The following is a 22,284-nucleotide window of genomic DNA, read 5'->3' as shown; positions in this document are numbered from 1 at the left end:
GATCAGACGCCCGCCGTGCCGGGACGCCGTGATAAACGCGCTCCGGATTCCTCGTCATTTACGAATAATTATGATGAATTCGGCGGATCGGGTGAACATGGAGTTCCAGCTGACCGACGAGCAACGACACCTGCGGGACGAGGTGCGGAAGTTCGCCGACGAGGAGATCCGACCGGTCGCGACGGAGTACGACGTCGATGAAAAGTACCCCCACGAGGTCATGGAGAAGGCCGCCGAGATGGGCCTGCTCGCGCCGCACGTGCCGGTGGAGTACGGCGGCGTCGGGTACTCGTCGGTGGAGAACGCGATCCTGACCGAGGAGCTGTTCGCGGCCGACCCCGGGATCGGCCTCTGCGTCTCCAGCGCCGGGTTCGGCGCCGAGGCGCTGATGGAGTTCGGTACGGAGGCACAGAAGGAGCGCGTCCTCCCTGAGGTGACCGCCGGCGACGCGGTGATGGGCTCGGCGATCTCGGAGCCGCAGGCGGGCTCGGACGTGACGTCGGTCGAGACCCGCGCGGAGAAGGACGGCGACGAGTGGGTGATCAACGGGTCGAAGATGTGGATCACGAACGGCACCGTCGCCGACTACTTCGTCGTCGTCTGCGAGACCGACCCGGAGATCGACGACCGCTACTCCGGCTACTCGCAGATCCTGGTCGAGGGCGACCGCGACGGGCTCACCCGCGACAAGATCACCGGGAAGCTCGGTATCCGAGCGAGCGACACCGCGGAGCTCCGCTTCGACGACGTCAGGGTGCCGGAGGAGAACCTGATCGGCCAGCGCGGGATGGGATTCCTCCAGTTGATGCAGTTCTTCGACGAGACACGCACCGCGGTCGCCGCGCAGGGCGTCGGGATCGCCCGCGGCGCGGCCGAGCGCGCACTTGAGTACGCGGAGGAGCGCGAGCAGTTCGACCGCCCGATCAGCGACTTCCAGGCGATCAAACACAAGCTCGCGGAGATGCACACGAACACGGAGGCCGCCCGCTGGCTCACTTACCGCTCCGCGTGGGCGGTCGACAACGAATCCGGCGATCTCACCGCGCTCGCGTCGATGGCCAAGGAGTTCGCCTCGCGGGTCGCCGTGGACGTCGCCGACGAGGCGGTCCAGGTCCACGGCGGCGCCGGCTTCGTCAACGACCACGACGTCGAGCGGCTCTACCGCGACGCGAAGATCACCCAGATATACGAGGGGACCACCGAGATCCAGAAGAACATCATCGCTCGCGAACTGCTCGACGAGGGGTTGTGAGCGACTCCGTCGGGTCGCTCGCGCCCCCCGCTCGCGACCGGTATATAAAAACCGGCGGCGGCCCTTCGTCACTGACATGAGCGACGGTGCGGACTCCGAGCCGGCCGGGAGCGCGAGCGACGGCGCGGACGCCGAGTCGGCCGACGGCGTGACCCCGGAGGAACGCCTCAAGCGCCAGCGCGACGACCTCCGCCTGCTGAACCAGGTGATGCGCCACGACATTCGCAACGACCTCCAGCTGGTCGGGGCGTACGCCGAACTGCTCGACGACCACGTCGACGAGGACGGGAAGGAGTACCTAGAGGTCATAAAGCGAAACACCCAGAGCGCGGTCTCGCTGACCACGACGGTCCGCGACCTGGCCGAGGTCATGCTCCGGGAGGACACCGACCCGAGCCGCGTCGCGCTCGATAGGGTCCTCTCCCAGCAGGTCGAGGAGGTCCGCTCGGCGTACTCGGAGGCGGTGTTCACCGTCGAGGGATCGTTCCCCGACGAGGCGGTCGTCGCCGACGAGATGCTGAGCTCGGTGTTCCGGAACCTCCTGCGGAACGCGGTCCAGCACAACGACGAGACGCCGCCGACGGTGACGGTGTCGGCGACCCTCGACGAGGGCGAGGGCGTCGTCGAGGTACGCGTCGCCGACAACGGGCCCGGGATCCCCGAGGGCCAGCGCGACGAGGTGTTCGGGAAAGGAGAGAAGGGACTCGACAGCCCGGGCGCCGGTATCGGGCTGTACCTAGTCCGGTCGCTCGTCGAGATTTACGACGGGGACGTGTGGATCGAGGACAACGAGCCGGAGGGGGCGGCGTTCGTCGTCAGGCTCTCGGTGGCGGAGTAGGGCGCGAGGGCGTCGCCGGTCTCTCCGCCAGTCTCTCCGTCCGCGCCGCCAGCGTGATCAACGCCGCCAGCGTGATCAACGCCGCCAGCGTCGGTTCCCCGGGCGCACCGAGCGCGCTCACTCGTCGTCGTACTCCATCGCGACCGAGTTGATGCAGAACCGCTTCCCGGTCGGCTCGGGGCCGTCGTCGAACACGTGGCCCAAGTGGGAATCGCAGTTCGCGCACCGCACCTCGGTGCGGCGCATCCCGTGGCTCGTGTCGACCGTCGTCGTCACCGACTCCTCCTCGGCCGCGTAGAACGCGGGCCAGCCGCAGCCGGACTCGTACTTCGTCTCGGCGTCGAAGAGGACGGTCCCGCAGGCCCGACAGCGGTACTCCCCGTCGTCGGGGTGGTGGTCGACGTACTCGCCCGAGAACTTCGCCTCCGTGCCGCTCTCGCGGAGCACGCGGTACTCCTCCTCGGAGAGCCGCTCGCGCCACTCCTCGTCGGTCAGCTCTCCCGGGTCGACCGCGTCTCCCTCCTCGGTCTCGCTCATACGCCGAGTACGGGCCCCACGCCCAAGGCGGTTCCGGCGGGGTCTCGGTCGCCCCGCCCGGACCGGCCCCAAACCGTATGCCTGCGGGCACGGATCGACGTGACATGGCGCGCGAAGTCACCCACGAGGAGCGCGGTCCGGCGATACTCGACGAGTCCGACACCGGCGACGACGGCAAGATATACGTCTGTCAGTGCGGCCTCTCCGACTCGAAGCCGCTCTGTGACGGGTCGCACAACGCGACCGCCGACGAGGCGGACGGCGTCGTATATAAGTACGCGAACGACGACGCCGACGGCGAGCGGCGCGAGATCGACGAGATCGCGTCCGAAGACCGGTAAGCGAACCTGAGACGGTCGGGTGGTAGCGGGGAGGCGTTCGCTCAGGAGTCGACGGGAGGCCTTTCGTCGAGGAATGCGGCGATCTCGTTCGGACCGCCGGTACTGCCGGATTCGACGTAGGAGACCGCACAGGCGTTTCCACACGCCAGCGCGACGTCCCAATCCCACCCGCACGCCAGCGCGTGGCCGAGCCCGCCGGTGAATCGATCGCCGCCACCGGTGTGTCGGACCGGACGCTCGACGCTGTAGTTGCTGACCCGCAGACGATCGTCGGACGTGACGGCTGCGGCCTCGTCTCTCGCGTGCATCACCGCGGCCGTGACGCCCGTCTCCGCTCGGATCGCGGCGAGTCTGGCGAGGTCGTGGTCGAACGGTCCGGACAGGGGCGCGGCCGTCGCCCGGACTTCCTGCCGATTGGCGGAGTACACCACGTCGAACGCGTCTTGGAGAGCGGCCATTGCGTCGAGCAACGCACCGATCTCGTCGGGCTCGCACCCGACGATATCGCCCGGGTCGAAAACGAAGGGGATCCGCGGGACGTCCGCGTCGCTCAGCCGGTGAAACGCGCTTTCGAGCCCCGCCACGGAGTCCCAGTTACTACAGCAGACGGCGTCACCCCCGAACACGTCCGGGAGATCAGCGACTCGGCGTACCTCCGCGAGGGTCCACTCCGCGACGTCGGCGGCCTCGACGAACATCACGTCCCGATCGCTGAAGCCGAACACGTACACGACCGCCGGAGCCCCCATCGACACGGTATCGAAGGGTAGCGACTCGAATACCGGCGCGTCGAGGTGGCCGTAACAGGTGACCGATCCGCCGAGCGCGTGGAGCTGTTTCGCCGCGTTGACCGCTTGGCCGCCGGGCTCGGTCGCCTCGACAGCGAACGAGAACGACGACCGATCTCCGAGGATCTCCCGGCCGAACGCGTCGCGGGTCTCCGGCGACTCGGCGTCGTCTTCGGCGACCGTACAGAAGTGGTCGACGCTTCCGTCGGGAAGCGTCGTCACAGTCGGAGAATCCGACTCAGTGAGACGCCGCCGCAGCCGATCGTAGGGCATGCGACACCTCCGTTCAGAGCACGCCCATCGCTCCGAGCCGCTCGGGGAGGTACGTGTCGGTGACGAAGTCGAGCCCGCGGCTCGCGAGCGACTGCTGTTCGGACTTCTTCCCGATGTCGAGCTGGAGCTCGATCTGCTCCTCCCAGTAGTCGGTCTGGAAGCGCGGGTCCTCCAGCTCCGACTCGAGGGCGTTCACGTCCGAGTCGGAGAGCGGGTCGGCCGGGAGGTCGTACTCGACGATGTCCTCGGGCTGGATCCCGACGAACTGCGCCTCCGGGGTCGCGAGGTACTTCGAGAGGTGCGCGGACTTGATCGAGCCGTACGCCACGGAGCCGTAGATCCGGTAGGACCACGGGTCGCCGTCGGCGAAGACGGCGATGGGGACGTCGAGCTCGTCGTGGACGCGCTTCGTGATGCGGCGGGTCGCTCGCGCCGGCTGGCCCTTTAAATGGATGACGAGGCAGTCGTACTCCTCGTCGAACCCGTTCTCGACGAGCCGGTCGCGCATCCCGCCGGTCTCCACCGCGAGCGCGAAGTCGATGTCGTCGTCGAGGAACTCGATCATGTCCGGGTTGTTCGGGATCTGGTACCCGCCCTCACCGACGTCCTCCTGGCAGTGGATCTCGCGCTCGCCGCGGCGGGTCTGCTCGCGGATCTCCAGCGGTCCCATCAGGGTCGCCCCCGACTCCTCCGGACGCATGTGGAAGTCCTCGCGGGTGACCCCCGTGACGATCTCTAAGTCCTCCACGAGGTCGTTGGACTCGTCTTGTGACTTGAACTGCGCCTCGTCGTTGTCCCACGACTCCGAGAGGTAGTACAGCTCCCGCAGCGTCGAGGAGCGCCCCTCGTCGAGCTGGTTCGCGAGGAACTCGATCGTGTACGCCGCCTTCAGCAGCTTGCGGGCGCCCCGCACCGAGTTGGCGCTGCGCGTCGACGTGCGGTCGCCGTACGTCCACACGCCGCTCTCCGTGTCGTACTCGATGTTGCTCTTCGTCCGCGTCGGGAGCTGCAGCTCCGGGATCGTCCCGTCCGCGAACTGGTCGTAGAAGTCGGCGGCCAGGTCGATCAGCTCGTCTCGTGCGTCAGTGTCTGTCGTCATTTACGCGTTCACCGTGAGTTTCTCCGTCTCGACGCCGCCGACGCTGACCTCGAACTCGGCGTCGCCGTCGACCGCGTACGTCAGTTCCCGCTCGTCGCCCGAGGGGACCTCGGGCTTCCACTGGACGAACCACTCGCCGTCCATGTCGACGACCGTCCCGTCCGAGGGGTCGGTCGGCTCGGTCGAGACGATATCGGTGATCTCCAACTGCTCGTTCACGTCCGAGTGGTTCTCGACGACCAGCGTCACGGTGCCGTCGGACACCTCGCGATCGACGCTGACGTTGTTCATGATCCGCGCCAGCGCGCCGTCGATGTCGGGGCGCGGGCGGCCCGTGACCTCGGAGACCTTGTCGGCCATCTCCGGGAGGATCTTCCCGAGCACGTCCTGCTTCTCGCGGCGCTGCTGCATCGAGCGGCGCTTGTTGAGGAACGACTTCAGCTCCCGAGCGGCCTCCCGCACGGCGAGCTCGATCTCGTCTTCGATCGCGGGGACGTTCGCGAGCGCGTCCTTCGACTCGCTCGTGAACGGGACGTTCGTGGAGGCGACGTGGATGCTGATCACGGCCGGCCCGTTCGGCATCCCCGAGCCGCCGGGCTGGTCGAGCCCGTAGTTGCGCCAGCCGATCGACTTGATCACGTCCGTCGTCGCGCAGGCGCCCCGCTGGTAGACGAGGGGGACGCGGTTCGCGAACCGGAGCAGCTCGACGGAGCCCTCCGCCGGAATATTCCCCCCGTAGGCGATGCCGGCCTCGACGATGAACGGGTCGCCGCCGTGGACCTCGGCGTCGCGCGTCGCCGCCGCGTAGAAGTCGGCGTCGTACTCCTTGCGGAGCCCGGCCTCGACGAGCTCGGCCGTGATGGGCGCGAGGCAGTCGGTCGGCGGCGCGAGGATGTCCGTGGTGCGCATCGCTTCGAGCAGGTCGGCCGCGGCGTCGCGGTCGGCGGCGACGTCGCGCACCTTCGGCGGGTCGTCCGGCACGGTGCGCGCACGGGACCAGAACGCTTCGACGACGTTCTCGCGGGCGGTCTCTCCGAACGTCGCGTCGTGCTGTTCGGCGACGAAGTTCGCCGCGTCGGCGACGAGCCGATCCAGGTCGTCGCGAGCGATCCGGAAGGCGTCGCCGTCGAGGTTCAGGAACCGGCGCGTCAGCGCGTCGGCCATCGCCTGGACCGCGGCGTCGTCCTTCCGAGTCGACGTCACCTCGTCGACGAGCGCGTACGCGTCGGCGACGAGGGGGGAGTCGGCCTCTCCCCCGTCGTCCTCGCCGTCGCCGGCCGCGTCTCCCGCGGCGGCCCCGACCGGCTCGCCGTCGGTGTCGACCCCGGTGATCGCCCGCCACGCCGCGTCGACCGCGTTCTCCCGGACGGTCCCGCCGAACGTCTTCCCGGTGTCGTCCTCGACGCCGTCGGCGACGTTCCCGACGATCGTCGCGAGCTCGGACCGGCTCAGCCGGTCGTTCCCCGAGACCGTCTCGGCGACGCCTTCCGCGAAGGCGGTCGTCGCCGCCTTCCCCTTGTTGGCCACCGCTTCGCTCACCGCGGCCGCGACGTCGCGGTCGTCGTGCGCGCGCGGCGGCGTCCACGAGAGCTCGCGCCCGTAGTAGACGTCCCGGAAGTTGTCGATGACGCTGTCCGCGGTCTTCTTGCCGACCCGCGTGAACTCCTCCTGGAGGAACCCGGACACCGAGTACGACTCGGTCGCCTCCAGCATCTTGATGAGCGCGCCGAGCTCGACCCCGTGGGGGTGCGGGCGGATCTCCTTCGTCTCAGCCGGTAGATCGTCGGTCGCGCGCTCGAACTTCATCGGCTCGTCGAGCCCCGGCTCGCGGAGTTCGATCCGGGCGTGGGGGTTGACGACCGCGGTGTGTTTCACGTAGTCGTGGAGCTGCTGACGGGCCCGCATGTTCGCCTCCATCTCCAGCTCGATGCGGGTGCCGTGGGGGCGGTCCCACGTCGCCTCCTCGTCCGCCTTGATCTCCGGCTCGTTCGTGTCGGTGTCGATGATGAGCTCGAAGTACTGCGCCCGCGACTGACCCTTCGGGCGCGAGGTGATCTTCGCGGGCTGGCCGGACGTCAACTGCGAGTACAGTACGGCCGCTGAAATCCCGATTCCCTGTTGACCGCGATTTTGTTCACGTGTATGAAACCTTGAACCGTACAGGAGCTTCCCGAACACTTTCGGGAGCTCCGCTTTCGTGATGCCCGGCCCGTTGTCCTCGATGACGAGCCGGTAGTAGTCGCCCACCTCCTCGATCTCGATGTAGATGTCGGGGAGGACGCCGGCCTCCTCGGTCGCGTCCAGGGCGTTGTCGACCGCCTCCTTGACGGCGGTGACGAGCCCGCGGGCGCCCGAGTCGAACCCGAGCATGTGCTTGTTCTTCTCGAAGAACTCGGCGATGGAGATCTCGCGCTGGCCCTCGGCCAGCTCCTCCGCGATCCCCTCCTCGTCGCCGATCGTCGACTGGAAGGACGTCATTCGGTACCCCTCCCTTCCACCGAGGCACCTAAAAACGCACCGCCGGCGCGGTGAAAGTGGATCCCGGCGTCAGACGCCGTCTCATTCGGATATATTGGTCGCTCTCGCGTTGTGGACTTCGGGCGACTGCGAGAGCGCTTCCGTCGCGACCCTGTCATCAATAATTTAAAATAACATAAAATTATTGTATATAGTGGCATGGTAACATGTGCCTTGTCAACGACCGTGCCGGGAGGCAGCACACCCATGGCAAACGACGACGCGAGTGGAGAGCCGAGTCGAGCGCGAAACGCGGACCGACCGCGGGACGCGAACCGACGCGGGGTTCTCCGGGGAGTGGCCGCGGCCGGTGCCGCCATCGTCTGGGGGTCGTCGACCGTCGCAGGCAAACCGGGCAACGGAAACGGCGGAAGCGACTCCGGAGGAGGCAAATTCCCTCCGAAGCGACTGACAGAGTACGGGAGACGCATAAAACTCGGAAAGGGTATCGTCAGGACGTTCACGAAAGTGACGCCATCGGGAGAAACGGAGTACCACGGTGTTGAGTTCGACCGCGCGGCGCTGGAAGCGTTACCAAGTGCAGAAGAGCTCAAGAATGCCGCAGAGAGCTCAGGCCGCGGTCCATACGCGGATAAATATAACCCGACCGGGGAGGCGCTGGAGGTGCACTACAAGTACTCGCTTCAGTTCTTCGTCCCGTTCCCGGACACGGCAGACACACCATTCACGTTCTTGGGACTCAACTGGAATCCGGGCGGTCACTTCGGCGGCAAGGGCGCGTGGCTCAAGCCGCACTTCGACATCCACTTCCATATGCTCGACCCCGCGACGGTCGACGCCGTCGAGGGGCCGCGGCTCCCGCCGTATGACACCGGGAACGGGGAGTACACGTCCGGAAGCCCAGCACCGGATTTTGATGGAAAGGTGACCGACACGAATTTCGATTACGACCAGCTCCCCGAGGGGTACGCGCGGGCGCCCGATCCGGTCGCCGACCAGCGATACATCAGGGACATGGGCGAACACACGGCCCCTGCGGACGCGCCCGAACTACCCGACGGACCGGACGATGTCGGTGATCCGGGTGCCTTCGATAACACACTCATCCAGGGGTTCATCGGTGACGCCGACTCGTCGCGTCTGGCGTTCGTCGAGCCGATGATCACGCGAGAGTTCCTCCGGAATTTCAACGGCAACGAAGAGTACAGCGTCCCACAGCCGGATGCGTACCCGCACGACCAGCGGCACCCGACCAAATACAGAGTCCGCGACGTTCCGTCGAAGGACGTGATCGCCGTGGTGCTCGAGAAATTCGAGCAGGTTTGATCGCGGGGGCGCGTCTCGTTTCGCGCTGTATTTATCCGTTACCGGTTCGCCCGCCGACAGCTTTCTCCGCGTGAGACCCCTTCCGTCTCCCATGTCAGGCTGGACGACCGACGAGATGCCGCGACTGGACGGGAAAACTGTGGTCGTCACCGGGGCGAACAGCGGACTCGGCTACGAGGGGACCCGTGCGTTCGCCGAAAAGGGGGCGACGGTCGTGATGGCGTGCCGGAGCGTGCGGCGCGGCGATCGCGCCGCCGACGAGATCCGACGCGAGAGCGCCCTCGATCGCGAGGACCTCAACCTCGACGTCCGCGAGTGCGACCTCGCCTCCCTCGACTCGGTAGCGGCCTTCGCCGAGGGACTCGCCGCCGACTACGACGCGGTCGACGTCTGCTGTAACAACGCCGGGGTGATGGCGATCCCGCGGAGCGAGACCGAGGACGGCTTCGAGACCCAGTTCGGCGTCAACCACCTCGGCCACTTCGCGCTCACGGGGCGCCTGTTCCCGCTCTTGGACGCCGCCGAGGGGATCGGCGGGGCGGCCCGCGTCGTGACGCAGTCGTCTGGCGCCCACGAGCAGGGCGAGATGGACTTCTCGGACCTCAACTGGGAGCGCTCGTACGGGAAGTGGAAGGCGTACGGCCGGAGCAAGCTCGCGAACCTGCTGTTCGCCTACGAGCTCCAGCGGCGGATCGCCGACGCGAGGGGGAACGACGGGGGCGACGACCCCGAGATCCGAAGCGTCGCCTGCCACCCGGGCTACGCGGCGACGAACCTCCAGCACCGCACCGCGGAGGCGAGCGGTAACCCCCTGATGAAGGTCGGGATGAAGGCCGCGAACGCGGTGCTCGGACAGGACGCCGCGACGGGCGCCCTCCCCATGCTGTACGCCGCGACCGCCGACGTCGACGGCGGCGCCTACGTGGAGCCGGGCGGTCTCATGAACATGCGGGGGACGCCGACCGTCGGCCGGTCGAACGACGCCTCGTACGACCGCGCGGACGCCCGCCGGCTCTGGGAGTACTCCGAGGAGGCGACCGGCGTCGAGTTTCCTATTTAAAAGAAACCGCGGCGACTAATGCAGCGTGCCCTCCCGCACGCGGTCGTCGTGCGCGAACAGCGCGTAGCCGACGTCGACCGCGCGGTGACCCGTCTCCTCGGCGATCTCGCGGATCGGTTCGATCATCGTCACGTAGTCGGCGGCGTCGAACGACTCCTTCCGCCCGTCGAGATACCCCAACCGCTCCAGCGACGCCCAGACGCGGGTGTCGACGACGGCGTGGCGGTCGCCGTCGAGCGCGGCGACCACGCACGACGCCGTCGGCGCCTTGAACCCGGTGAGCCCCGTGATCAGGTGGATCGTCGAGAAGTCCCCGTCGACGGCGCGGGCGTTGCGGGTCACCTCCCGACAGCGCCGCTCCGGGTTCTTCCGGACGTGGTACGCGCTCCGCGTCGACGACTCGTAGGCGATGTCGTACAGCTGTTCGCGGGTCAGGTGCCCCTGCGCCCGGTACCTGTCGCCGAACTCGTCGAGCCGCTCGGGGAGGACTCCCTGCGTCTCGGCGTAGCGGTCGAGGTGCTCGGCGACGAACTCGTCGAGGTCGTCGACCTCCATGTCGGCGTCCTCTGGCTCGGAGGTCAAAACACCGGCGACGCCGCTCGCGGTGTAATATACGCGGAACGCGTTTCGAGAGCTGTCCGCCGTCGCCGGTCGCGGGTACGGCCGAGCGAGCTACAGCCGAGTGAGGTTCGTCGCGCGCGGACCCTTGTCCGCCTCCTCGATCTCGAACTCTACCTCCTGGCCTTCCTCGAGGTCCGGGCCGCCGACGTCTTCCATGTGGAAGAATACGTCTTCGTCAGCGTCGTCAGTCTCGATGAATCCGTAGCCGCCGGTGTCGTTGAAGAAGTCGACCTTACCTGTCGCCATCGCATTCGGACACACTCCCGACTGGATGATAAGTGTTGTGTGCGCTCCGATCCACCCGTATTCGACGCTCTCAGACCCGGACAGGCTCTATGTCCGTTTTTCCGGACCGGATCGCCGCGGCGGACCCCTTCGCGGCCGGAACGTCGGAATCGCCGCCGGTCGCGCGCGGCACCGTCCGCGCCCGCATCGGCCCGCGAGTCGGATCGCGAACCGTTTCCCGAAACGTTAGGTCGCGAGCGGCCGTACGTTCGAACGTAACTCGTGGCGAAAGACGACGCTCGGGTCGACATGACGGCGGGAGCCATCTCGCCGAAGCTGTTCGACCTCGCGTGGCCGCTGGTGCTCGGGAACCTCCTCCAGACGCTGTACAACCTCGCGGACATGTTCTGGGTCGGGCGGGTGAGCACCGAGGCCGTCGCCGCCGTCTCGCTCATGTTCCCGCTGTCGTGGATGTTCGTCTCGACCGCGGTGGGCCTCACGGCCGCGACGATCGCCCTGGTCTCCCAGCACGTCGGCGCCGGCAACGACCGGCGCGCCGACGAGGTCGTGGGACAGACGGTGCTGCTCGCGGTCGCGGTCTCCGTCGCCCTCGCCGCCCTCGGGTTCGCGGCCCGTCACCGGCTGCTCTACTGGATCGGCGCGCGGGACGCGGTGTTCGTCGAGTCGCTCGCCTACATCGAGGTGATCCTCCTCACGCTCCCGCTCACGTTCCTCTTCTTCGCGTTCCGCGCCTCCCTGCAGGGCGCGGGCGACACGACGACGGCGATGTGGCTGGTCGGGATCTCCGCGGGGATCAATATCGTCATCGATCCCGTCTTCATCCTCGGATGGGGGCCGGTCCCGCCACTCGGGACGCGCGGGGCCGCGATCGCGACGCTGATCGCGCGCCTCTTCGCGACCGCGACGGGCGTCTGGATTCTGCTGCGCGGCGACTGGGGGGTGAAGCTGTACGTCCGCGACCTCGCGCCGAACCCGGAGATCCTCCGGAAGCTGATCGGCGTGGGGTACCCGGCGACGCTCGACGGGTGGGCGCGGTCGTTCGCGGCCGTCTTCATGGCCGCGCTGGTCGCTCGGTTCGGCCCGGCCGCGACCGCGGCCTACGGGATCGGCGTCAGGCTCATGTCCGTCTCGTGGTCGGTCGCGGGCGCGGTCGGGCAGGCGACCGCGACGGGGGTCGGACAGAACCTCGGCGCGGAGACGCCCGACCGCGCCGTCGCCGTCACCCGCGTCGCCACGCTAGGGACCATGGCGCTCCTCGGCGTCGCCGGCGGCGCGGTCTGGCTGTTTCCGGCGGTCGCGATGCGCGTCTTCATCGACGACCCGGCGACGGTCGCCGAGGGGGTCGTCTTCCTCCGCGTCATCGCGCTGTCGTGGGCGTTCTTCGGCGGGCTCATGGTGATACAGGGCGCGTTCCGCGGCGCGGGCCACACCAAGGCGGCGCTGGCGCTCTCGCTGCTCTCCCGGTGGGCCGTCCGGATTCCGCTCGCCGCCCTGCTCGCGTTCGGGGCGGTCGGGATCACGCTCGGCGGCGGGGCGGTCGGTCCCGTCGACGTCCCCGCGATCGAGATCAGCTACGTCGGGCTCGACTGGGGCGTCGTGGGGCTCTGGTGGGCGTACGCGATGGCCGCCGTGGTCTCCTTCGCGGTCGGCGTGGCGTGGTTCCTGCGCGGGACGTGGACGGAGGGAGTCGTCGACGAGTCGGACGGTGCGGCGGTCGCGCCGGGCGACGACCGCGGAGACCGGGAAGAAGGGGAGGGGGAGGGGGTCGAAGGCCCGGACGTCTCGGCCGAGACGGTCGACGACTGACGCCGGACCGCGACCCGGGACTACCGCTGTTCCTTCGCCATTTCCAGCGAGATAAAGAAGCCGAAGTACGCCGGGATTCCGGCGAGCATGAACATGTAAAACACCCACTGCGGGGCGTTCGTGAACGCGTAATCGAAGAGGAGCGACACGAGCGTCACCCAGACGACCGCGAACAGCAGGTCCTGCACCATGCCGGTCCGGTGCTCGGTGACGTGCGATCGGACGCGGTCGGCGAGGCTCTCCTCGTCGCTGTCGTCGATCGGCTTCGTCTCTGTCATGAGTGTGCGTGTCGGTCGGGGTACGTCGGTGTTCCGGAAGCGGTGCGAGTCGGTCGGTCGAACGCCCGTGGCCGCGACGGAACGCGGCCGCGCCCGCGGTCGCGGCTCAGTCCTCGTCGGCGTAGTCGACGACGAGAACGGGCACGTGCGTCGACCGAAGCGTCCGCTCGGTGACGCTCCCGAGGAGCGCGCGCCGGACGCCGGCGCGGCCGTGGCTCCCCATCACGATGAGGTCCACGTCGTGGTTCTCGGCGTAGTCGGCGATCACCGTGTGCGGGCGGCCGCCGGAGATCTGCTCGACGACCTCGATATCCCGCTCCGCGCCGCGGGCGGCGACGGCGCCGGTCGCCTCGTCGGCCTTCGATTTCAGCTCCTCCATCTCGTCGAACCGGCCCTGCTTGAGCCGGTCGACCTGCTCGGTCCCGAGGCCGAGGTTGACCGAGTCGATGTCGACCACGTACAGCGCGTGGACCTCGGCGTCGTACTGCTCCGCGAGGTCGAGCGCGTGTTCGACCGCTGACTCTGCGACGTCGCTGCCGTCAGTCGGGATCAGAATGTGTTCGTACATGGATCACTCCTCCGTGGCCGCGCGGCCCCCGTCGGCCGTCATCTCCTCGCCGCCGTCGGCGACGACGTCCTCTGCCGTCTGCTGTTGGCCCATCGGTTCGGGGCTGTGACACTGGCGGACCATCCGCTTGGTCTCCAGCGGGGGTTCCGGCGTCGCCATCGAGACGGCGATGGTGACGAGGAACACGAGCGGCGTGCCGACCAAGGCGGCGCCGATCGGCGGCACGTACTGGGCGTAGACCGGGATGAGCGCCTGTCCGGAGCCACCGGCGATGTCGGCGAGGAAGCCGACGTAGGCCGGCAGGACGCTGTTGACGATCGAGGTGAACCACAGCACCAGGCCGACGGTCATCCCCGCGAGCGCTCCCTGCCGGTTGGTGTTCTCCCACCACAACCCGAGGAAGAACATCGGGAACAGGACGGTGCCCGCGAGCGAGAACGCGTAGGCGACGAGTTCGCCGATGAGCGCCGGCGGGTTGAACGCGGTCACCGTGACGAGCGCGCCGATCCCGACGATGGTCGCCCGGCCGATGAGCACTTGCTGCCGCTGGGTCGCGTCGGGGTTGATGAGCTCGGCGTAGATGTCGTGAGCGACGGCGGAGGAGGCCGTAATGAACAGCCCCGCCGTCGTCGCGATCGCGGCCGCCATCGCGCCGGCGGCGACCAGCCCGACGAACCAGGTCGGTAACTGGGCGAACTGTGCGGCCAGCACGACGATGACGTCGCCCTCCGCGCCGGACATCGCCTGCTCGCCGCTGAACACCGCTTCGGACGAGATGCCGTTCACGGTCGCGAAGAGGTCGACGCCGAAGGCCGCCATCGCCGGCGCGGCCCAGTACAGGAGCAGGATGAAGAACAGCCCCCACACGGTGGACCAGCGGGCGGTCCGCTCGCTCTGGACCGTGTAGAACCGGACCAGAACGTGCGGGAGGCCGCACGTGCCGAAGATGAGCGAGAACGCCGTCGCGACCCACAGGTAGTAGCTGTTCCCGCCGATGAACGGCTCGCTGAACTGCCGGCCGAGCTCGCTGAACAGGGCGCCGTACTCGATCTGCGGGAGCACCGTCGAGTACCCCTGCGAGAAGCCGACGACGTAGACGCCCGCGAGGAACGCGACGATGAGGATCACGTACTGAACGGCCATGTTCTTCGTCGCGCCCAGCATGCCCGAGAGCGCGAGGTAGCCGACGGTGATGGTCATCATCACGATGATCATCGGGATGATGTCGAGTCCGAACACGTACTGACCGACCAGCCCCATCCCGCGGGCTTGGCCCACGGAGTAGACGTACGCGATGAGCAGCGTGGTGAACGCGGCCAGCGCGCGTGCCATCGGGGAGTTGAATCGGTCCGCGACGAAGTCCGGCGCGGTGTACTTCCCGAACCGGCGCATCTGGGCCGCGAGGAAGATGAGCAGGACGAAGTACCCGGTCGTCCAGCCGACGATGAACGCGAGCCCGTAGAAGCCGGCGAGCGCGACCAGCCCGGCGAGGCCGAGATACGAGGCGGCCGACATCCAGTTGGCGCCGATCGCCATCCCGTTTTCGATGTTACCGATACCCCGACCGGCGACCCACATGCCCTCGGTGTCTGCCACCTTGAACACGAAGCCGATGGCCAGGAAAGAGGCCATCATCAGGAAGACGATGATAGCCGGGAGGAGCTTAAAGGAGATATCGAGCGCCTCGGCTTGGAGCGGGAGCGTCATTCCCGCTGCCCCCCGTCGCTGGCGGTGTCGGCCGACCCGGTGTCGGTGCTGTGGTCGATGCCGTACTTATCGTCCAACTTGTCCCGCTGGCGGGCGTAGACGGCCGCCAAGATCAGCGCGCCCGTCGGCGCGCCGAAGGCGACTAAGAAGTAGTGCCAGGGGAATCCGAGCACCGGCATGGTCGTCGTCATCGTGCCCGGTGCGAGCATCGTCATCGTGACCGGACCGAAGACGATGAGTGCCCAAACGATGAACCCGGTCCAGACGATTCTGAGGTGGTCCCGCATATACGCGGTGCTCGGTTTCAGCAGGTTCACCTCTTCGCTGAGGTAGTCGGTCTGTCGGTGCTGCTGTGCCGCGCCCGTGGCGACGCCGCCGTCGGTGGCCGCGTCGCCCGCTGCTCGTCCACCATCGGTGGCCGCGTCGTCAGTATCGTGTGAACTATTATCTGTCATGTGTATCGGTGTGCCGTGGTGTATCGGTATCGCGTGTCGTCGCGCGTCGATTATCTGAATCGATCGTGATGGTCGTCGGCGCGTCGGCGTGCTCCGGTACCGGTTGCGTGTCGAAAACGAGGCCGGTGAGCGGCTACTCGCCCTCTGCCTTCCGCTGGATCTCCTCGACGATCTCCGGGTTCCGGAGCGTGCTCGTGTTTCCGAGCTCCTCGCCGTCGGCGATGTTCTCCAACAGGCGCCGCATGATCTTGCCCGAGCGCGTCTTCGGCAGGTCGGGCGTGAACACGACCTGCTCCGGCCGGGCGATCGGGCCGATGGCGTCCTCGACGCCGGCGACGATCGCGTCGCGGAGCTCCTCGTTGCCCTCGTACCCGTCCTCGGTCGTCACGTACGCGTAGACGGCCTCCCCTTTGATCTCGTGGTTGCCACCGACGACGGCGGCCTCCGCGACCCCCTCGACGCCGACGATGGCGGACTCGATCTCCATCGTCCCCAGCCGGTGGCCGGAGACGTTCAACACGTCGTCCACGCGGCCGAGGACGGTGATGTACCCGTCCTCGTCGATCTTCGCCCCGTCCTCCGGGAAGTACACCCAGTCCTCGGGGTCGTCGCTGTCGGTGTCGGAGTACTCCGCCCAGTACTCGTCGATGTAGCGCTCGTCGTTGTTGTACAGCGTCCGGAGCATGCCGGGCCACGGCTTCTGTACCGTGAGGTAGCCGGCCTTCCCCGGCTCTACCTCGTCGCCGAGCGTGTCGAGGATCTGGACGTCCAGCCCCGGCAGCGGCGGGCCCGCCGCCCCGGGCTTCATGTCCTTGATCCCGGGTAAGGTCGTGATCATCATCCCGCCGGTCTCCGTCTGCCACCATGTGTCGACGATGGGGCACTCCTCGTCGCCGATGTGCTGGTAGTACCACTTCCACGCCCGCGGGTTGATCGGCTCGCCGACAGTCCCGAGCAGCCGCAGCGAGGAGAGGTCGTGGCGGTCCGGGTACTCCGAGCCCCACTTCATGAACGCGCGGATCGCCGTCGGCGCCGTGTACAGCTGGGTCGCGTCGTGCTCGTCGACGATCTCCCAGAGGCGGTCCTGTTCGGGGTGGTCCGGCGTCCCCTCGTACATCATCGTCGTCGTCCCGAGCGCGAGCGGCCCGTAGACGATGTAGGAGTGACCCGTGATCCAGCCGATGTCGGCCGAGCAGAAGTACGTGTCATCCGGCTTGATGTCGAGGACCGACTGCGAGGTCCACGACACCCACGAGAGGTAGCCGCCGGTCGTGTGTTTCACCCCCTTCGGCTGTCCCGTCGTCCCCGAGGTGTACATCAGGAACAGCATGTCCTCGGCGTCGCGGGTGACAGGCTCCACCTCTGCGCCCTCGTGCTCGGCCACGAGGTCGCCGTAATCGAGCTGGTCGTCGCCGAGGTCGTGACCGAAGTCGTCGCCGTTCGGCCCGAGCCGGTCGACGACGACGGTCGTGGTGTCGTGGTCGACGCCCGCGAGCCCCTCGTTCGCCTTGTCGAGGTGGTCGAGGGGGTCGCCGCGGCGGTAGTAGCCGTCGCAGGTGACGAGGTACTCCGACTCCGCGGAGTTCATCCGCGTCGCGAGCGCGTCGGCCGAGAACCCGGCGAACACGACGCTGTGGGGCGCGCCGATGCGGGCGCACGCCAGCATCGCGACCGGTAGCTCCGGGATCATCGGCATGTACATCGTCACGACGTCGTCCTCCTCGACGCCCTGATCGCGGAGGGCGGCCGCGAACTCGTTCACCTCGCGGTGGAGCTCCGCGTACGTGTACGTGCGGTCGTCCTCGTCGACCGGCTCGCCGACCCACTCGATCGCGGCCTCGTCGCCGCGCTCGTCGAGGTGTCGGTCGAGGCAGTTGGCGGACGCGTTCAGCTCGCCGCCGGTGAACCACTCGTAGAAGGGCGGGTCGCTGTCGTCCAGCACCTGGTCGTAGTCGGACTCCCAGTCGAGGAGGTCGGCTGCCGCCTGCCAGCACTGCGGCCAGTTCTCCTCGAACGTCTCGTAGATCTCGGGGTCGGAGACGTTCGCCTGCGCCGCGAACGACTCGGGCGGCTCGAACACCTCCTGCTCTTCAAGTCTCGCTTCCAGTTGACCGTCACCCTCTGTCATGGTACGGTCGTATCCAACCGATCTCGGCATATAAACGCTGACGCTAAATACGAAAAATCATGAGGAATACGCGGCGCGTTGCCCGGCTCCGTCCCGTCCGCGTCGCGCTCTCGAACCCCAATATAAACGATTCGCGTGGGTCGCGTCAACGGCGCTCTCGGTACTCCTCGTCGAAGAGGCCGTCGAGCAGGGCGCGCTGGGCCTTCCGGAGGTGGTTGTGGAACGTCGGGGAGGAGACCTCCATCGCGTCGGCGACCTCCTCGGCGGTGCTCTCCCGCGGCCAGTCGAAGTAGCCGCCGTGGTACGCGGCCGACAGCGCGGCCCACTGGCGGTCGGTGAAGCGGTCCGCGACCCCCTCGCGGAACGACGACTCCGGCCGTGACGCCCGGACGACGGACTCCTTGCTCGCGAGGCGGGCGTCGTCGAAGGCCGCGCGGAGCCCGTCGGCCACCGGTCTGACGTCGGCGCCCCCGGGGAGGTCGGCGACGACGCGGACGCGACCGTCCTCCGCGGTCGCCTCGCGGACCGTCGCGCCGTGTTCGGTGAGCGTCCGGACCGCCGACCCTCCCTCGACGCGGACCGAGGCCGAACAGCCGTCCTCGCGCGTCTCGGTCACCCGGAGGTCAGAGACGCCGTCCGCGCCGTCGACGACGTCGGCGACGCCCTGGGGCCTCGCGCCAGCGACGGAGACGTAGAGCCGCGAGGCCTCGTCGGTGACGCCGACGGTGGAGTCGAGTTCTATCGCACAGCCGAGGGCGGCGCTCGCGCGGGCGAGGAACGCTCCGTCGTCGGCGGTGTGGAACTCCACCTCGGTGACGGCGTCGGAGTGCAGGAGGTCGCGCCACCGGCCCGCCGTCACCGCCCAGCCGAGACAGCGCCCGAGCGCGACCAGCTCCCGCCGCTCGACGTCCGACACGGGCGCGCCGTCGTCGGCGACGACGCAGAGCGCGCCGTGCGTCACGTCCCGGTAGCCGGCGGGGACGGCGATCCCGGGCCGGCCGCCGGCGGTGGGCTCCCCGTCCGTCAGGACCGGCTCGCCGTCCTCGACCGCGCCGAGCCACGGCCCCTCCCGCGTGACGCCGCGGTCGACGAGGACCTCTCGGTCGACCCCGGCTGCTCCCACGACCTCCGCCCGGCCGTCGTCGACCGATCCGCGGACCACCCACGCCTCGGCCCACCGACCGGACTCGACCAGTCGCTCCGGGACCGCGGCGAGCGGCGATTCCCTCGCCTCGCCGTCGGCGAGGGCCTCGAATCCGCCGAGCGCGCTCGGGGCCCGTCCGCCCGCGTCCGGATCCGGAGCGCCGGTACCGCCGGCTTCGGCGCCCCCGGCGGGGGCGAACGCCTCGGCGATCTCCCGCCCGTCGAGCGGGCCGAGGAACTCGTCGAGCGTGCCGAGGGTCTCCCAGCCGCCGGCCTCGCGCACGGCGTGCGGGTCGACGCCCCGATCGACGAGGAGCCGGCGCGCGAACGTCTCCCGGAGATCGCTCGGCGTGACGTCGGCCGGCACCGCGCCGTCGGTCCGCGCCGCCGCCCGCTCGGCCGTCTCGGACACGATCATCTGGACGCGCCGGGGCGACACGCCCACGAACGGCTCCGCGTCGTCGAGTCCCTCGCTCTCGGCGTACCGGCGGAGCTCGGACGCCAGCGAGGCGGGGACGACTGTCTCGCGGTCGATCGCCACCGTCGACTCGGCGCCGTTCGTCGGCTCCCCTTCGGCCTCGCCGTCGGTTCCCGAGCCGTCCGGGACGGCGAGGAGGGACGCGCCGGAGGCGACGCCCGAGTCCCGGAGATCCCGCGGCGCGACGCGGGTGATCTCGCCGGTTCGGAGCCCGGCCTCGCCGGCGAGGCGAACCACGACCGCGGCGCGGTACGTCTCCGCGGCGGTCAGGAGCGCGTCGTAGGCGTCGCCGTCGAGGCCGTCGACCATCTGTTTCGTAAGTAGACAGAAACCCGAAAGAAAAATCTTCCCCCTTTAGTCGCCTCGCGCGGTCTGCAAGGCGAACTTCAGCCGACGCGGTCGACCGACCGCTCTGATCGCACCTTATGGACGGTCAGAATTTCGGTCTTCAGACAGTACCCGAAATAGCCGTCGAGCGGTCAGCCCGAAGGCGGTGCGCCCCGGACGACGGGGATCCGCCCGAGCACCCGCGGTCCGCCCCTGCCGAGGCCGCCGAGACCGCCGCGACCGGGCGGCCGACTCAGACGCCGTCGGCGACGCCCCACGCGACGTGGTCCCACAGGCGCTCGTAGGCGTAGTAAGTCGCGGTCTTGAGGGCGTTGGTCACCAGCCCGATGTTCACGGCGTCGCCGACGTCGCCGACGATCGCCCACGCCACGGTCACGGTGATCATGACCATGAACGCGCGGTAACAGTGCGTCTTGGCGACCGCGCGCCTCCGGTCGTGAAGCGCGGACCGCGAGACCAGCGTTCCCATACCGACGCTTCGGCGGCCACGCTTATGGATCCTTAAGAAATTTCGAAAGCGGTGTTTGGGAACCGTATTCGGTTACTCACTTCGAACGGCGGACTCGATCTCTCCGACGACCTCAGGGTTCCGGAGGGCGCTGACGTCGCCGAACTCCTCGCCGCGCGCGATGTCTTCGAGCAGGCGGCGCATGATCTTGCCCGAGCGCGTCTTCGGGAGGTCGGGGGTGAACACGATCCGGTCCGCGCGGGCGAGGTCGCCGACCTCGCGGGCCAGCTCCTCGCCGATCGCCGTCCTGAGCGGCTCGCCGGGCTCGACGTCGCTCCGAGTGGTCACGTAAGCGACGACGTCGCCGTCGTCGTCGCCGACGACCGCGGCCTCGGTGACCCCTTCGACGCCGACGATCGCCGACTCCAGCTCGGCCGTGTTGAACCGCTGCGCCCGGACGTTGATCACGTCGTCGACGCGACCGAGAATGGTTACGTAGCCGTCCTCGTCGACCGTCGCGCCGTCGCCGGTCCGGTACCGCCACCCGTCCTCGGCCTCGACCCAGTACTCCCGGCGGTAGCGCTCGTCACCCTCGCGGAGCCCGCGGAGCATGCCGGGCCACGGCGACCCGATCGTGAGGTAGCCCGGCTCGCCCGGGTCCACCGGCTCGCCGTCCTCGTCGACGACGCGCGCGTCGATCCCGGGCAGGGGCGGCCCGACCCTCCCCGGTTTCATGGGCGTGATCCCGGGCAGCGTCGCGAGCGCGATGGCGCCCGTCTCCGTCTGCCACCACGTGTCCACGATCGGCGCCTCGCCGCCGCCGACGTGGTCGCGGTACCAGCGCCACGCCTTCGGCGTGATCGACTCGCCGACGGTGCCCAACAGCCGGATCGACGAGAGGTCGTGGCGGTCGGGGTACTCCGCGCCCCACTTCATGAACGACCGGATCGCGGTCGGGGAGGTGTAGAAGACGCTGACCGCGTTGCGCTCGATGAGGTCCCACACGCGGTCCCGGTCCGGGTAGTCCGGCGAGCCCTCGTACAGCACGGTCGTCGTCCCGACGGAGAGCGGGCCGTACACGCCGTACGAGTGGCCCGTGATCCAGCCGATGTCGGCCGCGCACCAGTAGGTGTCCGACGGGCGGACGTCGAGGACGTTCCGGGTCGTCCAGGCGACGTGCGCGAGGTAGCCACCGGTCGCGTGTTCGACGCCCTTCGGCCGGCCGGTCGTCCCCGAGGTGTACATCACGAACAGGAGGTCGGTGGCGTCGCGCGCGACCGGCTCGACCGTCTCGCCGTCGTGCGCGTCGACGAGCGACTCGTACGCGTGTTCGTCGGCGCCGAGCGACACGTCCAGCGCGTCGCCCAGCCGGTCGACGACGACCGTCGCCGCGAGGTCGCCGTCGGCCCGGAGTCGCGCGTTGTCCGCCTTCGACTTCTGGTTGAACGCGTCCTCCCGGCGGTAGTAGCCGTCGCAGGTGATCAGGTACGACGAGTCGGCCGCGTCGAGGCGGGTCGCGAGCGCCTCCGCCGAGAGCCCCGCGAAGACGACGTTGTGCGGCGCGCCGATGCGGGCGCACGCCAGCATCGCGACCGGCAGCTCCGGAACCATCGGGAGGTACAGCGTCACCACGTCGTCCTCCTCGACGCCGAGCTCCCGCAGGCCGGCCGCGAGCGCGTTCACTTCGCGGTGTAAGTCGAGGTAGGTGTACGACCGCCGCTCGCCACGCTTGCCGAACCAGCGAATCGCGAGCTGGTTGCGCCGCTCGTCGAGGTGGCGGTCGACGCAGTTGACGGCGGCGTTGAGCCGCCCGTCCGGGAACCACTCGTAGAAGGGCGGGTCGCCGTCGTCGAGCACCCTCTCGTACGGTCGCTCCCAGTCGAGGAGGTCGGCGGCCCGCCGCCAGGCGTCGGGCCCCTCGGTCGCGAACGCGTCGTACACCCCCGCGTCGCTCGCCACGGCCCGCTCGCGGAACCCGGTCGGCGGCTCGATGGCGTCGTCGTCGGCGACGGGGCGGTCCCGCCGTCGGCCGTCGACTCCGGCGTCGTCCATGATACCCGTTCGCA

General features: G+C 68.8%; 20 protein-coding genes. 6 read left to right on the top strand and 14 right to left on the bottom strand.

The genetic code is table 11. From position 1 onward, the window contains the following. The first annotated feature begins 97 nt into the window (after positions 1 to 97). Both DJ75_RS16535 and DJ75_RS16530 read left to right on the top strand, forming a co-directional pair. On the top strand, positions 98 to 1,252 hold the full coding sequence (locus DJ75_RS16535) for an acyl-CoA dehydrogenase family protein (RefSeq protein WP_094525517.1): 1,155 nt from the start codon (positions 98 to 100) through the stop codon (positions 1,250 to 1,252). Between the two features lie 76 nt (positions 1,253 to 1,328). Then, positions 1,329 to 2,090: a sensor histidine kinase KdpD gene (locus tag DJ75_RS16530; RefSeq protein ID WP_094525516.1), complete on the top strand. Its 762-nt coding sequence runs from the start codon at positions 1,329 to 1,331 to the stop codon at positions 2,088 to 2,090. Between the two features lie 117 nt (positions 2,091 to 2,207). Here DJ75_RS16530 and msrB read toward each other — a convergent pair whose 3' ends face one another. Next, a complete protein-coding gene (gene msrB / locus DJ75_RS16525; RefSeq protein ID WP_094525515.1) occupies positions 2,208 to 2,627 on the bottom strand; it encodes a peptide-methionine (R)-S-oxide reductase MsrB in 420 nt (139 codons plus the stop codon). A gap of 104 nt (positions 2,628 to 2,731) precedes the next feature. On the opposite strand from msrB, the gene DJ75_RS16520 reads away from it, so the two are divergent. Next, positions 2,732 to 2,968 carry a CDGSH iron-sulfur domain-containing protein gene (locus tag DJ75_RS16520; RefSeq protein WP_094525514.1) on the top strand — a complete coding sequence of 79 codons (237 nt, stop codon included), beginning with the start codon at positions 2,732 to 2,734 and terminating at the stop codon, positions 2,966 to 2,968. A gap of 41 nt (positions 2,969 to 3,009) precedes the next feature. Here the strand turns inward: DJ75_RS16520 and DJ75_RS16515 are convergent, their stop codons facing one another. Genes DJ75_RS16515 through DJ75_RS16505 form a run of 3 tightly spaced genes read right to left on the bottom strand, consistent with a single transcriptional unit; the run spans position 3,010 to position 7,606 of the window. Continuing rightward, positions 3,010 to 4,029 carry a carbohydrate kinase family protein gene (locus DJ75_RS16515; RefSeq protein ID WP_094525513.1) on the bottom strand — a complete coding sequence of 340 codons (1,020 nt, stop codon included), beginning with the start codon at positions 4,027 to 4,029 and terminating at the stop codon, positions 3,010 to 3,012. A 13-nt stretch (positions 4,030 to 4,042) separates the two neighbouring features. Next, positions 4,043 to 5,128: a DNA topoisomerase IV subunit A gene (locus DJ75_RS16510; RefSeq protein ID WP_094525512.1), complete on the bottom strand. Its 1,086-nt coding sequence runs from the start codon at positions 5,126 to 5,128 to the stop codon at positions 4,043 to 4,045. Next, positions 5,129 to 7,606, bottom strand: a complete 2,478-nt coding sequence (locus DJ75_RS16505) for a DNA topoisomerase VI subunit B (RefSeq protein WP_094525511.1) — start codon at positions 7,604 to 7,606, stop codon at positions 5,129 to 5,131. A 246-nt stretch (positions 7,607 to 7,852) separates the two neighbouring features. Between DJ75_RS16505 and DJ75_RS16500 the strand changes: the two genes are divergently transcribed. Beyond that, positions 7,853 to 8,932, top strand: coding sequence for a hypothetical protein (locus DJ75_RS16500; protein WP_094525510.1), 1,080 nt, complete (start codon positions 7,853 to 7,855; stop codon positions 8,930 to 8,932). A 91-nt stretch (positions 8,933 to 9,023) separates the two neighbouring features. After that, positions 9,024 to 9,992: an oxidoreductase gene (locus DJ75_RS16495; protein ID WP_094525509.1), complete on the top strand. Its 969-nt coding sequence runs from the start codon at positions 9,024 to 9,026 to the stop codon at positions 9,990 to 9,992. A 15-nt stretch (positions 9,993 to 10,007) separates the two neighbouring features. Here the strand turns inward: DJ75_RS16495 and DJ75_RS16490 are convergent, their stop codons facing one another. Next, on the bottom strand, positions 10,008 to 10,547 hold the full coding sequence (locus DJ75_RS16490; RefSeq protein WP_094525508.1) for a hypothetical protein: 540 nt from the start codon (positions 10,545 to 10,547) through the stop codon (positions 10,008 to 10,010). A gap of 117 nt (positions 10,548 to 10,664) precedes the next feature. Continuing rightward, positions 10,665 to 10,859 (bottom strand): cold-shock protein, encoded by a 195-nt coding sequence (locus DJ75_RS16485; protein ID WP_004045866.1) that lies wholly within the window; start codon positions 10,857 to 10,859, stop codon positions 10,665 to 10,667. Positions 10,860 to 11,147: 288 nt separating this feature from the next. On the opposite strand from DJ75_RS16485, the gene DJ75_RS16480 reads away from it, so the two are divergent. Next, positions 11,148 to 12,665, top strand: a complete 1,518-nt coding sequence (locus DJ75_RS16480; protein WP_094525614.1) for an MATE family efflux transporter — start codon at positions 11,148 to 11,150, stop codon at positions 12,663 to 12,665. Between the two features lie 20 nt (positions 12,666 to 12,685). Here DJ75_RS16480 and DJ75_RS16475 read toward each other — a convergent pair whose 3' ends face one another. From DJ75_RS16475 to acs (DJ75_RS16440), 8 genes are all read right to left on the bottom strand, one after another. Then, a complete protein-coding gene (locus DJ75_RS16475; RefSeq protein WP_094525507.1) occupies positions 12,686 to 12,943 on the bottom strand; it encodes a hypothetical protein in 258 nt (85 codons plus the stop codon). A gap of 106 nt (positions 12,944 to 13,049) precedes the next feature. Further along, positions 13,050 to 13,511 carry a universal stress protein gene (locus DJ75_RS16470; RefSeq protein ID WP_094525506.1) on the bottom strand — a complete coding sequence of 154 codons (462 nt, stop codon included), beginning with the start codon at positions 13,509 to 13,511 and terminating at the stop codon, positions 13,050 to 13,052. A gap of 3 nt (positions 13,512 to 13,514) precedes the next feature. Continuing rightward, a complete protein-coding gene (locus DJ75_RS16465; RefSeq protein ID WP_094525505.1) occupies positions 13,515 to 15,218 on the bottom strand; it encodes a VC_2705 family sodium/solute symporter in 1,704 nt (567 codons plus the stop codon). Further along, positions 15,215 to 15,673, bottom strand: coding sequence for a DUF4212 domain-containing protein (locus tag DJ75_RS16460; RefSeq protein ID WP_094525504.1), 459 nt, complete (start codon positions 15,671 to 15,673; stop codon positions 15,215 to 15,217). Before DJ75_RS16460 ends, DJ75_RS16465 begins: the two co-directional genes overlap by 4 nt. A 133-nt stretch (positions 15,674 to 15,806) precedes the next feature. Continuing rightward, positions 15,807 to 17,801 (bottom strand): acetate--CoA ligase, encoded by a 1,995-nt coding sequence (gene acs, locus DJ75_RS16455; RefSeq protein WP_094525503.1) that lies wholly within the window; start codon positions 17,799 to 17,801, stop codon positions 15,807 to 15,809. 145 nt (positions 17,802 to 17,946) lie between these two features. After that, entirely contained in the window at positions 17,947 to 19,731 is a 1,785-nt protein-coding gene (locus DJ75_RS16450) for a bacterio-opsin activator domain-containing protein (RefSeq protein WP_094525502.1), read from the bottom strand. Between the two features lie 271 nt (positions 19,732 to 20,002). Continuing rightward, positions 20,003 to 20,239, bottom strand: a complete 237-nt coding sequence (locus tag DJ75_RS16445; RefSeq protein WP_094525501.1) for a DUF2061 domain-containing protein — start codon at positions 20,237 to 20,239, stop codon at positions 20,003 to 20,005. Between the two features lie 72 nt (positions 20,240 to 20,311). Further along, the gene (gene acs / locus DJ75_RS16440; RefSeq protein WP_094525500.1) at positions 20,312 to 22,270 is read right to left on the bottom strand and encodes an acetate--CoA ligase; all 1,959 of its coding nucleotides are present in this window, start codon (positions 22,268 to 22,270) and stop codon (positions 20,312 to 20,314) included. Positions 22,271 to 22,284: the final 14 nt, after the last annotated feature.

Origin of the sequence: Halorubrum sp. Eb13, assembly GCF_002252895.1 — an archaeon.
GTDB lineage: Archaea > Halobacteriota > Halobacteria > Halobacteriales > Haloferacaceae > Halorubrum.
The sequence above is the reverse complement of the archived record's forward strand: the minus strand, read 5'-3'. Positions and strand labels throughout refer to the sequence as shown.